Annotated in this window: 9 protein-coding genes; 5 read left to right on the top strand and 4 right to left on the bottom strand. The window is 71.1% G+C overall.

Features of this window, described 5'->3' with window-relative positions; all coding sequences use genetic code 11:
- The first annotated feature begins 184 nt into the window (after positions 1–184).
- Both C6376_RS08420 and C6376_RS08415 read left to right on the top strand, forming a co-directional pair.
- On the top strand, positions 185–3,322 hold the full coding sequence (locus C6376_RS08420) for a BTAD domain-containing putative transcriptional regulator (RefSeq protein WP_254075876.1): 3,138 nt from the start codon (positions 185–187) through the stop codon (positions 3,320–3,322).
- A gap of 179 nt (positions 3,323–3,501) precedes the next feature.
- Positions 3,502–4,071: a sigma-70 family RNA polymerase sigma factor gene (locus tag C6376_RS08415; RefSeq protein ID WP_254075875.1), complete on the top strand. Its 570-nt coding sequence runs from the start codon at positions 3,502–3,504 to the stop codon at positions 4,069–4,071.
- A 121-nt stretch (positions 4,072–4,192) separates the two neighbouring features.
- On the opposite strand, the gene C6376_RS08410 is transcribed toward C6376_RS08415, so the two are convergent.
- The gene (locus C6376_RS08410; RefSeq protein WP_107442844.1) at positions 4,193–5,035 is read right to left on the bottom strand and encodes a MerR family transcriptional regulator; all 843 of its coding nucleotides are present in this window, start codon (positions 5,033–5,035) and stop codon (positions 4,193–4,195) included.
- Positions 5,036–5,383: 348 nt separating this feature from the next.
- On the opposite strand from C6376_RS08410, the gene C6376_RS08405 reads away from it, so the two are divergent.
- Positions 5,384–6,805 carry a DUF234 domain-containing protein gene (locus C6376_RS08405; protein ID WP_107442843.1) on the top strand — a complete coding sequence of 474 codons (1,422 nt, stop codon included), beginning with the start codon at positions 5,384–5,386 and terminating at the stop codon, positions 6,803–6,805.
- A gap of 211 nt (positions 6,806–7,016) precedes the next feature.
- On the opposite strand, the gene C6376_RS08400 is transcribed toward C6376_RS08405, so the two are convergent.
- Positions 7,017–8,330 carry an SWIM zinc finger family protein gene (locus C6376_RS08400; protein WP_107442842.1) on the bottom strand — a complete coding sequence of 438 codons (1,314 nt, stop codon included), beginning with the start codon at positions 8,328–8,330 and terminating at the stop codon, positions 7,017–7,019.
- Complete coding sequence (locus tag C6376_RS08395) at positions 8,327–11,170, bottom strand: DEAD/DEAH box helicase (RefSeq protein ID WP_107448847.1); 2,844 nt, start codon at positions 11,168–11,170, stop codon at positions 8,327–8,329. The genes C6376_RS08400 and C6376_RS08395 overlap by 4 nt, the downstream gene beginning before the upstream one ends.
- 297 nt (positions 11,171–11,467) lie before the next feature.
- On the opposite strand from C6376_RS08395, the gene C6376_RS08390 reads away from it, so the two are divergent.
- The gene (locus tag C6376_RS08390; protein ID WP_159083181.1) at positions 11,468–12,880 is read left to right on the top strand and encodes a plasmid pRiA4b ORF-3 family protein; all 1,413 of its coding nucleotides are present in this window, start codon (positions 11,468–11,470) and stop codon (positions 12,878–12,880) included.
- A 139-nt stretch (positions 12,881–13,019) separates the two neighbouring features.
- Positions 13,020–13,577, top strand: a complete 558-nt coding sequence (locus C6376_RS43740) for a hypothetical protein (protein ID WP_159083180.1) — start codon at positions 13,020–13,022, stop codon at positions 13,575–13,577.
- Between the two features lie 72 nt (positions 13,578–13,649).
- Here C6376_RS43740 and C6376_RS08385 read toward each other — a convergent pair whose 3' ends face one another.
- Positions 13,650–13,910, bottom strand: a complete 261-nt coding sequence (locus tag C6376_RS08385; protein ID WP_107442841.1) for a Txe/YoeB family addiction module toxin — start codon at positions 13,908–13,910, stop codon at positions 13,650–13,652.
- Position 13,911: the final 1 nt, after the last annotated feature.

Genomic DNA, 13,911 nt, shown 5'->3' with positions numbered 1-13,911 from the left:
ACACCCGCACCGGCCACCCCCCCATCTCGGCGGACATCTCACGGCGACGAAGGTCGCGCGGATGCCGGGTGGGCCGACGTCCGGTTTCCGTCACCGCGGGAGCGGTCGCGCACATGTCCGCGGGCCATGGCCATGGGTGTGCCCCCGATGGTGGCACCGTCGAGCGGGATTCCGGGTGGATGCGATGACAGCTGTGGGACAGGGGCTCGACTTCGGGCTGTTGGGTCCGCTGGTGGTACGGCGGGCGGGCGCGCTGCTCCATCCGGGCCGGCGCAGACAGCGGCTGCTGCTGATCCGCCTGCTGCTCGCCGACGGCCGGGCGGTCCCGCCCCAGACGCTGTGCGAGGAACTGTGGCCGCAGCAGCCGGGACGGACCCCGGGCGCAGCGATGAACTCCCTGCACGCCCACGTCAGCAAGCTGCGCGCGGTCCTGGAACCCCGGCACCTGCGTCGGCACGGCACCTTCGAACTGCTGGTCACCGAGCCTCTGGGCTACGCCCTGCGGGTGCCGCCCGAGAGCCGTGACACCGTACGCTTCGAGCGGTCCCTTGCCCGGGCGCGCCTGTTCATGGACCAGGGCCGGCCCGAACGCGTTGTCGAAGAGGCCCGGAAAGCCCTGGAGTTGTGGCGTGGTACCGCGCTCGCCGACGCGGCGCACCACCTGTTCGCCACCCATGAGACAGCCCGCCTGGAAGAACTGCGGCAGACCGCACGCGAGATCCGCGCCACCGCACTGCTCATGCATGGACGGATAGCCGAAGCCCTGCAAGCGGCACAGGAGTTGACGACGGCACAGCCCCTGCGGGAAACCGGCTGGGCCCTGCTGCTGCGCGCCCTGTACCTCGCGGGCCGGCACCCCGAAGCGCTTCAGCGCTACACCGAACTGCGCCGGCACCTCGCCGACGAACTCGGCCTCGAACCCGGCCCGCCCCTGCGCGCCCTGCACCAGGGCATCCTCCACCACGACCTGCCGCCCCTTCACTCAACCGGTGAGCTGAACGGATTCGGCTCGGCATCCGTCCCCGGCGGGGGCACCGAGCAGGGCCGCGATCCGAGCGGGCCGGCCAGGTCGGGGGAGTCGGACGAGGGCGAGGCAGTTGCGCCCGCCGACCCGCCCGCCGACCCGCCCGCCGGCGACGGGGCCGACGCGGACGACCGGTCCGACGCACGCCACGCGCCGGCCGCGGAGGAGGAAACCACGCCGCCGCCCCTGGCGCGTCCGGCTCAACTGCCCGGCAGCCTGCCGGTGTTCGCGGGACGGGCCGCCGAGGGTGCGTGGCTGTCGGCCGTGAGCGGTGCACCGGACCGGCCCGGACCGACGGCTGCCTCCGTCGTCGTCATCAGCGGTACTCCCGGTGTCGGCAAGACCACCTTCGCCGTCCACCACGCTCACCGCATCGCCTCGTCCTTCCCCGACGGACAGCTTTTCGTCAACCTGTGCGGATTCCATCCCCACGCACCGGCCGTGGACCCCGGCACCGTTCTGCACGGCTTTCTCACCGCCCTCGGTGTTCCCGCGCAGCGCATACCGGAAGACACACCGGACCGCAGCACGCTCTTCCGCAGCCTCCTCGCCGACCGGCGCATCCTCCTGGTCCTGGACAACGCCCGTGACGAGCGGCAAGTACGCCCCCTGCTCCCGGCGGGAGCGGGCTGCCTCACCCTGATCACGAGCCGGAACCAGCTTCCCGGCCTGATCGCCACCGACGGCGCCAAACCCCTCACGCTTGCGCTGCCCTCACAGACCGAGGCCCACCAAGCCCTCGAACGACGTCTGGGGAGCGAAAGGCTGGCCGCCGAGCCCACCGCCACGACCGAGATCATCCGCCTGTGCGGACGACTCCCCCTGGCCATGGCCGTGGTCGCCGCCCGCGCCGAACTCGACCCGTCCTTCCCCCTTGAAGCCATGGTCGACGACCTGCGGCACACCCACGGAGACCTCGACGCGTTCACCGGCTTCGACAGCAGCACCGACGTGCGCACCGTCTTCTCCTGGTCCTACCGGTCCCTGGACGAGCACGCCGCCCGGCTCTTCCGCCTCCTGGCCCTGCACCCCGGCCCCCACATCACGGCACCCGCCGCCGCCGGCCTCGTCGGCCTTCCGCTCGCCCGGACCCGCCGCGTACTCGCCGCCCTGACCAGTTCCTGCCTCGTGGAACAACCACTGCCCGGCCGCTACAGCCTGCACGACCTCCTCCGCACCTACGCCGGCGAACTCACCCAGATCCACGACACCGCCCAGGAACGCCACCACGCCACCCTGCGGGTACTGGACCACTACATGTTCACCGCCTACGAGGCCAACCAACTCCTCAAGCAGGACACGACGGCCGAACTCGACTTCGGGGCGCCCGGCCCGGACGTCGCCCCGGAGAAGTTCACCGGCGTCAAGCAGGCAACCCGGTGGTTCACCGCCGAGCACCGGGTGCTGACCGCCCTGCTCCACTCCGCCGTCAGCCAGCAGCTCGACCACCACACCACCGGACTGGCCTGGTCGCTCAAGGAACATCTCCAACGCCAGGAGTTCTGGCCCGAAGCCATCACCGCGCTGACCCCCGCCCTCGAAGTGGCCCGGCGCCAGGGCGACCGGCTCGAAGAAGGCCGTTGCCTGCGCCATCTCGGCAGCATCCACGGCTATCTCGGCCACCAGGAAGAAGCCCTGCAGCACCTGCGACGCGCCACTACGATCTTCGAGCAGCTCGACGCGACCGGCGAACAGGCGCGAGCCCACTACGTCATGGCGTGCGCGCTGTTCCTGTTCGGCCGGATCCAGGAGGCCGTGACGTTCTCCGAGCGGGGACTCGAGCTGTCCCGCAGGACCGGTGAGGAGTTGTGGCTGGCCGAGTGCCTGCTCGAACTCGCCTGGTTCCACTCCAACCTGGGGCAGCTGGAGAAGAGCCTGCAGTACAGCGAGGAGGGCATCGCCTTGTTCCAGCGCCTGGACGCCCCGTGGCAGCTGGCCCAGGGTTGGGACATCGTGGGCCACACCCTCCGTGCGCTCGGCCGTTACGAGGAATCGGTGGCCACCTACCAGCGGGCGACCCGGGCGTTCGAGGAACTGGGCGACCACAGGAACGCCATCGGCACACTGATGCGACTCGGGGACACCCGGCTTGCCCGGGGCGACCGCGAAGGCGCACGGGCGGACTGGGTCAAGGCCCTCGAGAACGCCGACGAGCGAGCCATGCGGCACAGCGCCCAGCAGGTCCGCGACCGGCTCACCGCCCTGGACATGGATGCGGACCCCGTGCCCGCCGTGCCGGAGAGGGCGGTCGGAAGCCATCGCCTCCCGGTTCCGCACAGCGGTGCTCCCACGCACTAGGTGTATTGCCCTGAGAGGTTCGGAACGCGGCCGGCGGGTGGCCGGCCCTTCAGCACGACAAGAAGACGACAAGGTTCGGGGAAGGGTCCCCCACGAGTGTTGAGCCACTCGACCGCGCATGCGGGAGAGCAGGCCACAGAACACTTGAACAGGAACGGGCACCACCCATGAACGGGATCATGGAAGCAGGGACCACCACCCTCGCTCCGCCTCGGTCGCACACCCGGCACGTCACCTCGGACGCCGACCGCGATGCCTTCGTGCGAGACGTCTACGACCGGTACGGGCCCCTGCTCGTCCGGTACGCCACGCGGCTGCTCGACGGCGACTGGCACATGGCGCAGGACATCCTCCAGGAGACAGCGGCCCGCGCATGGAAGCACGGCGGGTTCCTGGGCACCCGCGGCGACCACATCCGGCCATGGCTGTTCACCGTGGCGAGGAACCTCGTCATCGACCGTCATCGGGCCCGGCGGAACCGGCCGCTGGAGCTCATGCCGGTCGAGGACCTGGACGCATCCTGGGACAGCACGGAATCCACGATCACCACCCATGCGGTACTGCAGGCCCTGCGGGAACTGAACGAGCAGCAGCGAACCGTCATCCGTCTCATGTACTACCTGGAGTGCAGCGTCGCCCAGGCGGCCGAGCACCTCGGCGTCCCGCCCGGCACCGTGAAGAGCCGTGCCTTCTACGCCGTGCGGGCACTGCGCAGGGCGCTGGAGAAGCAGGGTGTTCTCGCGGGGTAGCACGCGCGGCGACGAAACCGTCCGTACCGTCCGTTTCGTACCGGGAGCCAGTCGCACTTCCCGCGCCGCGTCCCGGGAGCCCGCCGCGCACGGAGGGCTGGCGTGACGCGGCCACCCCGGATCATTCGGACGCGCTCGGTTCGTCGAGTCCGCGGATCGCCGCGGCGGTCTCGACTCCGTCGGCGTGCAGCACCTGGCGCATGCGGGAGGCGTCGACGTAGGCGGCGTCGAGAGGGTGGGTGAACAGACGTGAGAGTGCGGTGGCGTACTTGGCCATGGAGCTCCTGCCCGGGATGAAGATCGACAGTTCGTCCCGGGCCTCGAAGGTCTGCACCTCGACATCGCGCGGCAAAGACGCCAGCACTCCCTCGTCCGCCGTGACGGGAAGTCTCACCAGCCAGTGCGGCCCCTCACCGGCAAGGGTCCGGCTCTTCTGCTCCGGGGTTTCCACGGCCAAGGTCCGCCACGGCGTCCCCGACACCACGGCTCCAGAGGACTCCACCGCCTCGACCACGGCCTCAACGGTCGCAGCCACAGCGGCGTCGGCCGCGTCCCAGTCAAACCGTTCGCCCCCGGCCGACGGGCTCGGCACCGGCTTGGACACCACGGTCATCCGGTCCACCCGGCGCAGGCTCACCTCGGGAGGCGAGGTGAAGAACTCCCGCGCCTCGTCGATCGCCTCGTCCTGGGCCTGCCGCTGTCGCCGCACCTCCCGCGTGTGCTGCCGCAGCAGGTCGAGGGCCGCCTCCGGCTCGTCGAGAGCACGACCCACCAGCTTCACGCTCATCCCGGTGCCGCGCAGGACAGTGATCAGCATGGCCTGCTCGACCTGCGCGAACGTGTACGAGCGATAGCCGGTCCGCTCATCGACGTCCGCCGGAACGAGCAGACCCTCGGAGTGGTAGTACCGCAGCGTCTGCGGCGGCAGATCGCACATTTCGCTGAAATCGCCGATCGACAACATGACTTCATCTTCAGCGTTATGGCGACTGCAAGGTCAAGTGCCGAAGGCCGTGCGGCACGGCACGCGGCCCGAGGCGCAGGGCCTCGGCCACGGCGTATTGGGAGGGCCCGGAGGCGACCTACGTCAGGTACTGCTTCGCCGAGCGCACGGCCGTGACGAGCGCCGGAACGGCCGTCACTCAGCCCGCTCCGCGTTCACGCACCCATTTGTTTCCCGTGTTTCCCAGCCTGCGACGTCGGCCCAGGCGGGTGGCCCTGACCTCACGGGTCATGAACTTGCATTCATGCAAGTTTCATGAAAGAAAGTTTCATGCAGGAAGGTGTGTCGAACGTTCGAGGTGACTCTGGCATGGACGGATTCGTGGGGCGGCGTAGGGAGCTTCACCTCCTTGACGAGCTACTGACGGACGTGAGGAGCGGTGGGCGAGGCGGGCGGCCCGGCCGCGCCGTACTGATCCGGGGCCGACGGCGCGTTGGCAAATCCCGCCTTGTGGAGGAGTTTCTGGAGCGGGCCGCGCTCCCGCACGTCTTTTTCACCGCCGTCGGAGGGTCGAAGTCCGAGGATCTGGCAGGCTTCACTGCCGAGCTCGCCGCTTCTCCACTTGCCGACGCCGACCGGATCTCGGACTTCGCCGTCCCACAGAGTTGGGACGCAGCTCTGAGTCTGCTCGCCGGTGTCCTGCCCAGAGACGCATCCAGCGTGGTCGTGCTCGACGAGATGCCTTACCTCGTGCGCGAGGATCCCAGTTTCGAGGGCTCGCTGCAGAAAGCGTTCGATCGAACACTGTCCAAGCTCCCTGTTCTGCTCGTCCTCATTGGCTCTGATCTCGCCACGATGGAAGAGCTGAACACCTACGGTCGTCCGTTCTATCAGCGCGGCACCGAGATGGTGGTTCCTCCGCTCAATCCCGCTGAGGTCGCCACCATGCTGGAGCTGGAGCCCGCCGACGCCTTCGACGCCTACCTGGTTTCCGGCGGGCTGCCGCTCATCCTCGAGGAATGGCCGCGCGGCGGCACGTTGTGGGAGTACCTCGAACACGCCCTGCTCCGTCCGACCTCTGCCCTGCTCGTCAGCGGCGAGCGCACCCTGGCCGCGGAATTTCCCACCGAGGCACAAGCCCGTACCGTCCTGAGCGCCATCGGACACGGAGAACGCACTTTCACCCTCATCGGCCGGGCAGCCGGCGACCTCAATCCAGGCTCCGCGAAACGATCCCTCGACGTTCTCACCGCTCGCCGCATGGTCGCAGCAGACCTGCCCCTGTCCACCAGGCCCAGTCGCGAGACCCGCTATCGGATCGACGACCCTTATCTACGCTTCTGGCTTTCCTTCATCGGCCCTGGCATTCCCGTGATCGAACGAGGTCGCGGCGACCGTGTCCTCCAGTCCGTCCGCGCCAGTTGGACGTCGTGGCGTGGCCGGGCCGTCGAACCCGTGATCCGTGAAGCCCTGTGGCGCCTGACCGACGAGCGGTTGCCCGAGGGTACCCATGTGATCGGTGGCTACTGGACCCGCACGAACGATCCGGAAATCGACCTGGTCGGTGCGGACCGTTCCCCCATCGCCAAGAAGATCACCTTTGTCGGCTCGGTCAAATGGCTGGAGAATACGGGTTTCGACAACCGTGACCTCGCCCGGCTCATCACGCATCGCGGCCAGTTGCCCGGTGCCGACGACTCCACTCCGCTGCTTGCCGTCGCCCGCAGCGGGTGCACCGCCCAAGGTGTTCTCAGCCTGACACCCGAGGACCTCATCGGCGCCTGGACGTGACGGTCGATCAGGAGTGGGCGGTGCTGCCTGCTCACCGGTCACCCGGGCGACTCCTCGTTCACCCACTCATTCGTATGCGGCGCACAGGGCTCATCTGGGAGTCCGCCGTCGCCGGTCGGGGCGCCGACCGGATCCGCGCCTCGTCGCCGCGCGACCGAACGAACCGTGCGGCCGGGGACGGAATCGGTGGATCGCGGGGGCACCCCGAGCATCATGTTTCGAGGAGAGCGGTCAGGACGACGGCGGGATCGGCGTCAGGCGGTCCGGCCGGCCACCAGGTGCCCTGATCCTTGGTGTACGGGTACCACAGTCCGTCCCGGCCCAGGCGCAGTTGGGCGTCGCGGCCCTCGACGGTCCAGCGGTTGCGCCAGGAGCGGAGCCGGGGCGGTCTGCCGTCGGCCCAGTCCGCTCGCAGCGCCTCGCGGTCACGCTCCAGGCGGGAGGCGGGTGGGGTCCAAGAGCTGTTCAGTACGTCCAGGGACGCGGCGCCGCCGTGCCGCCACGCGCGGGTGGCGGCGGCGAGTTCGCGGGGAGTGCGGCCGCAGTTCGCGGCGATCCGGGCGAAGACTTCCGGGGTGGGGTGAGTGGCGGCGAGGCGGACGGCGTCCTGCCATTCGGTGAGTGGGACGGGCGGAGCCGTGTCGGCATGCCGCGTACCGAGGGCTCCGGCGAGCAGATGGTGGGCACGCACAGCGGCGTCGACGGCGAGCAGTTCGAGTGCGGCCGGGTCCACGCCGGGCTCCGGGACGGCCGAGTCCACCAGCGCGGGGCCGCGTCCGGCCCGGTCGGGCAGCGGGGGCGGGGAGGGCAGGGGCGGCAGTTCGGCGCGTGAGGCGAAGGCGAGCGCTGCGGGATCGCCGGTCGGGGCCGGGGACCCGTACGGATCCGCGCCTGTCGTCGTCGCAGACACCGCGGCTTCGGCGGAGGCGCGGGTGGTGTTGCGGCGGCCGAGCTCGTCCATCAGCTCCTGCTCGCCGCGACCCCGCAGGAGCAGCAGCACGAAGGGGGCGCGGTCCAGGAGCCGGGCGACCTGGTAGCAGAGGGCCGCGGCGTGTTTACAGGGGTAGCCCCAGTCGGGGCAGCTGCACTCGGGGTCGAGGTCCCGTGGGCCGGGCAGCAGCGGGACACCGGCGGCTGCCGCGTCGTCGGCGAGCCCGGCGGGCATCTCGCCGTCCAGCAGTGCGGCGATGTTGGCGGCCCGCTCGGCGATCATGTCGAGCAGCCGGTCCCACTGCTGGTCCGTCAGCTGCTCCACCTGGACCGTGGAACGGTACGGGGTGCGGCGGCTGCCCTGTACCGGGGCGGCGGCCGAGCCGGGGGCGACGGTGACCGGTCCGACCGCGCCGCCGCGCGCGTAGGTCCGGCCGCGCGAGAGGCGGCCGGAGTCCAGGGAGGACTCCTCCAAGGACCGCAGCCACGCGCGGCCCCACCAGGACTCGGCGAAGGGCGCGCGGCTGCCCTTGGCCGGCGGGAGTGCCTCGAAGGTACGCGCGGCCGACTCGCCCGGCCGGCCGCGCCCGGTCATCGTTCCGTCCTTCGCAGCGTGACCAGTTCGGCCAGTTCGCTGTCGCTCAGTTCGCTGAAGGCCGCCTCGCCCGAGCCGAGTACCGAGTCGGCCAGCTCCCGCTTCCGGCGGAGCATCTCGGCGACCCGGTCCTCCACGGTGCCCTCGGCGAGCAGCTTGTGCACCTGGACCGGCTGGGTCTGTCCGATCCGGTAGGCGCGGTCGGTGGCCTGGTCCTCCACGGCCGGGTTCCACCAGCGGTCGTAGTGGATGACGTGTCCGGCCCGGGTCAGGTTCAGGCCGGTCCCGGCGGCTTTGAGGGACAGCAGGAACACCTTCCTCTCGCCGCTCTGGAAGGCGTCGACCATCTCCTCGCGGCGTTTGACCGTGGTGCCTCCGTGCAGGAACAGGGTGTCCACGCCGCGATCGGCCAGGTGGCGCTCGATCAGCGTGCCCATGGCCACGTATTGGGTGAAGACCAGGGCCGACCCGTCCTCGGCCAGGACGGTGTCCAGGAGTTCGTCCAGGAGCTCCAGTTTCCCCGAGCGGCCGGGGAGCTTGGCTCCCGCGGGTTCCTTCAGGAACTGCGCGGGGTGGTTGCAGACCTGCTTCAGGCCGGTGAGCAGCTTCATTACCAGGCCGCGCCGTGCGATGCCCTGCCTCTCCTCGATCTCGGCCATGAGCTCGCGTACCAGCGCCTCGTACAGCGACACCTGCTCCTTCGTCAGGGGCACCGGCTGGTCGGTCTCGGTCTTGGGCGGCAGTTCGGGCGCGATGCCGGGGTCGGACTTGCGCCGGCGCAGCAGGAAGGGGCGGACCAGAGCGGCCAGCCGTCGTGCGGCCTGCTCGTCGCGGTCGCCCTCGACGGCCGTGGCGTAGCGGTCACGGAAGGAGGTGAGTGTGCCGAGCAGGCCGGGGGTGGTCCAGTCGAGCAGTGACCACAGCTCGGACAGGTTGTTCTCGACCGGGGTGCCGGTCAGCGCGATCCGTCCCCGCGAGGGGATCCGGCGCAGGGCCTGGGCGGTGAGCGCGTGCGGGTTCTTGACGTGCTGGGCCTCATCGGCGACGAGCAGGCCCCAGGGCTGCCCGGTGAGGCGTTCGGTGTCGCGGCGCATGGTCCCGTAGGTGGTCAGGACGAAGCCGCCGTCCGCTCCGTCGTCGAGGCCGGCCAGGTCACGGCCGGGGCCGTGGAAGCGGCGCACCGGGGTGGCCGGTGCGAAGCGCCGGATCTCGCGCTCCCAGTTGCCGAGCAGTGAGGCGGGGCAGACCACCAGGGTGGAGCCGGCGGTGCTCTTCCGTTCCTGGCGGCGCAGGTGGAGAGCGATCAGGGTGACGGTCTTGCCCAGGCCCATGTCGTCGGCGAGGCAGCCGCCCAGGCCGAGCGAGGTCATCCGGTGCAGCCAGTTCAGACCGCGCAGCTGGTAGTCGCGCAGGGTCGCGGCCAGGGCTTTCGGCGGCCCGTGGGGCTCCCGCGCGGCGCGGGCCTCGGGGTCGGCGATCCGGGAGCGCAGCTCCTCCAGTACGCCGCCGGCGGTGACCGCCACCTGTTCGCCGTCCACCTCCACGCTGCCGGTGAGCGCGGCACCCAGGGCGTCGATCGGGGTGAGCGAGGCCGTCCTGGACTGCGCCGCCCGGCGCAGCCGACGGACCAACTCCTGGTCCACGACCACCCACTGGTCGCGCAGCCGCACGATCGGCCGGTGCGACTGGACCAGCCGTTCCAGCTCCTCCTCGGTGAGTTCCCGGTCCCCGAGGGCGACCCGCCAGCGGAAGTCCAACAGGCCGCCGGAGGACAGGAAGGACTCGGCCGCAGACTGCGTCCCCTGACGGCGTACGGGTTCCAGGACTCCGGAGGCGGTCAGCTCGCGCACCAGCTCCCTGGGCCAGTGCACCGCGACCCCGGCGGCGGCAAGGCTTTCCGCCGCGTCACCCAGCAGCGCCTGGGCCTCCTCGTCGGACAGCTCCAGACCTGCCGGGGCGGCGGAGTCCAGCAGCCGTCCGGCCGGGGGCCAGGCGCGGGCGGCCCGGCGCAGCGTCAGCAGCGTGTCCACCTTGGCCCGTGGGCCGAACAGTTCGGGGGCGGTGGCCCTGCCGGACCACAGGTCCGCGGCGTCGGCGAGCACCGTGGGATCGGCCAGGCTGCGCAGCTGGACCACGGCCCGGAAGGATTCCGCACGGCCCAGTTCCAGCCGCAGCGACACCGCCAGCCCCGCGTCGCGGCCGGCGGCGACCTCCGCCGCCCACCTCCGCTGCTCGGGTACGGACTGCGGGGCGCGCGCCGCGAACGCCGGTCCGCCGGTCACCTGGCGGGCGGCGGGAGGGCGGGCGAGGGAATCGGCCACGGCGTCCAGGAAGGCCCGCAGCAGCGGCTCGGCCGCCGGGAGCGTGAGCGGGGAAGATCCGGGAACCGCGACCGCGCGAGCCTCCGGCGGCATGGCGGCGGCAAGGGTGGCCAAGAGCTCGTGGTCCTCGGTGTCCAGCGGGCCGACCCGCCAGGCGTCGAATCCTTCCGGCGACACCCCGGGCAGTGTCCGGCCCCGGGCGAGCAGACGCAGCCCCAGCAGGGCCGCTGTGCCCCAGAACGCGGTACCGGCCGACGCTCGCCCGCTGCCGTCCGCGCCGAGTGCCCGGCAGCGGGTCAGCAGCGGCAGCGCCTGCTCCACGGAGAGCGACACGGCGGCCACCCGCGCCCGGCGCACGGACGAACCGTGCGGGCGGACCACGGTGAGTTCCTCGGGCTCCACCCCGAGGTCCGGTGGCTTGCTCCCGGGCGTCCAGAACGCCATCCGCCCCGTCCGGGGCGGGTCCGCGGGAAGGAACACCGCCTCGCCCCCGGCGAGCTCCGGCAACCGGGCAAACATCCGTTCCCGGTCCCAGGTCGCCGACTCGGGCTCCGCCGACGGATCAACCTTCGCCCTCACGCCCACTCCTGGCCAGGCTCCCTGCAACTGTTCGGGAGGGCGCGGGTAGTAGCCCATGCGCCCTCGGCAGGTCAAGGCTATCCACGCAGACGGACAGCGACCGCCAGAAACGCTTCGCCCGTTCGGCGCAGTGCGGAAAGATGTCACGGGCACCCGCCGGGAAACCGGCGCGGTCCTCCGCGATCGCAGCCCGTTACCGGTGCCGCAATCCGCCTCCGCCTCGAGGAACTTACCGCCGTGACCGCCGAGCCCGTGCCGACGTACCAGTTGAAGATCGTCCTGCGAGACACCAGCCCGCCGATCTGGCGTCGGGTCACCCTGCCCGCCGACACCTCGCTCGGTTGCCTGCACGACATCGTCCAGACGTGCTTCGGCTGGGACGACTCGCACCTGCACTCCTTCACCGAACCTGCCTCGGGCTGCCAGTTCGTCGACTTCGACGCACCGTTGGACCGCGATCCTTTCCGCGACGCCGACGAGGAGTCCGTGACCGTGGCGGAGGTGCTGCCCGACGAAGGCGGCCGACTGGAGTACACCTACGACTTCGGCGACGACTGGCAGCACCGGATCACGCTGGAGAAGATCCTCCCCGCGTCCACCCCCGACCGACGCGTCGGCTGTACCGGCGGTCGCCGCGCCATGCCCCGCGCCGAGGACATCGGCGGAGCCTGGGGGCTGCAAGCCGTACTCGACGCCGTCGCGGACCGTGGCGCACCGGCCCCCGAGCCGTGGGCCGACCTGGTGGAGACTTTGCGCGAGGAAGGCTTCGACCCCGCCCGCTTCGACCGCGACGCCCTGGACCGAGAACTGGCCGGCCTCGCCCCGCGGCGGCCCACGGCCTCCCCGGCACCAGGCCCGGCCGCAGCCGCCCCCGGCGGGCGGCGCTGTTCCTGCGGCGAGGTCCACATCGACGAGGACGACGGCTTGGACATGGGGTCCGTCCCGGTGCGGCCCGTCTCCCTCGCACCGCGCGCGGAACTCGCCGCGGCCGCCCGGAAGGTGCCGCTGATCGCCTCCGCGCTCCGCCTGGCCCACTGGTGCCAGGGCGGACGAGCCGTCACATCCCGGGACGTGCTCAAGCCCGCACTGGGCCGCCAGGCCGTCCAGGAACTCGAACTGTGGACCCAGGACGACGAACTGAGCGCCCTCCGACCCGAGGAGCGCGACAAGCGGCTGGCCCGCCTGCGCAGCTCCGGAGACCTGCCCTGCCTGGACGACCCCTGGAGGCTCGCCGTGTACGCGGACCTGGTGGAGATCGGCAGGGGCGTCGCCCACCCCGGTGCCGGCCTGCCCGCTGCCGCGGACGACGAGGGAGTACTGGAACTCTGGTGCGATGCGCTCGGAGACGACCTCGACGATCTGAACGACCTCGGGAACCTCGGCCTGTCCCCGGTGCTGCTCGGCGCGGTGGACATAGAGGACGAGGACGGCCTCGGCCCGGCTGGACACCGTGCTGCTCGTCGGCGCTCTCCGCGAGGGGCTCCCGAAGCAGGAGGCACGGCTGGTAGAACTGTTCCTCCTGCAGATCCTCGACCAGGCGGCCGTTGCCCTCGTCGAGTATCAGGCGGCGGAGGTCGAGACCGGCCCGGAGACGAGTCGGCAGCGGGATCACGTCATCCTCGGTATCCTCGGCACCGACGCGAGCGCTGAGGACGGCGACGGCACTCGGCCGGCCGGGACACGGCTCCGGCTCACTCCGCTGGGACGCCACGGACTGCGCGAGTACCTGCTCGCCGAGGGATTCCACGCTCCTCTCATCGGCGAACTGGCCGACGCAGACGCCCCGACCTTGCTCGACGCCCTGCTCGACTACGACCAGGAGTCCGCCCGCTCCGAGATCACCGGATGGATCAGTCATCGTGGCCAGGGCTCAGCCGCAGTCCAGCTCATCGACGCCTGCGCCGGTCTGGAAGCCGATGCCGCCCTCCGTCGCCTTGCCGCCGCGCCGGTGCTCGCGGAACTCGATGAACCGCGAGCGCTCGCGGTCCTGCGCAAAGCCGCGGCCTCCCAGGTCCCCGGCTGCGCCGAGACTGCGGCGATCACGCTGGCCGACCGTGGTGAGACCCCCGGAGGACACGGCCCGGAACTCCAGCTGTGGAAGCTCGTGGACCATCTGTGGGGCCCGCTCGGCGTGGCGGACGAGGCACTCGCCATGTTCCTGGAACAGGAGGGGGACTCGGTGCTGCCGCTGCTGGAACAGGCCGCCGACGACCTGTGGCGCTGCCGCCACCCCGCCACCGGGGCCGTGCTGGAGGCGGCAGGGCGGCTTGTGAGGGCTCGGGACAAGGCGCTGGCCAAGCGACTGCGCAGGTCCGCGACCAAAGTCGGATCCCAGCGCCGACGATGAGGTGCCGACGTGCGTCATCGTCGGCACGACACCGGGGCCGACAGAGGCGGAGCTCGATCCCGGCGAGTCCGGTCAGCTCTCGTAGTGGTAGCGGCACTGTGCGATCAGGACGCCGTCCTCGGTGGCCTTGTAGATCAGCCGGTGCTCGTCGTTGATACGGCGCGACCAGTAGCCCTGGAATCCGTGTTTGAGCGGTTCCGGTTTGCCGATCCCCTCGTTGCCGTTCCGGGCGATGTCCGCGATGAGCGTGTTGATGCGCTTCAGGATCTTCCGGTCCTGATGCTGCCACCACAGATAGTCCTCCCAGGCACGGGAGGAGAAGGTGATCTTCAAC

It is taken from the genome of Streptomyces sp. P3 (assembly GCF_003032475.1).
In the GTDB taxonomy this organism is placed as follows: Bacteria; Actinomycetota; Actinomycetes; order Streptomycetales; family Streptomycetaceae; genus Streptomyces.
Note: the sequence above shows the minus strand (reverse complement) of the source record. Positions and strands in the feature narration are given on the sequence as shown.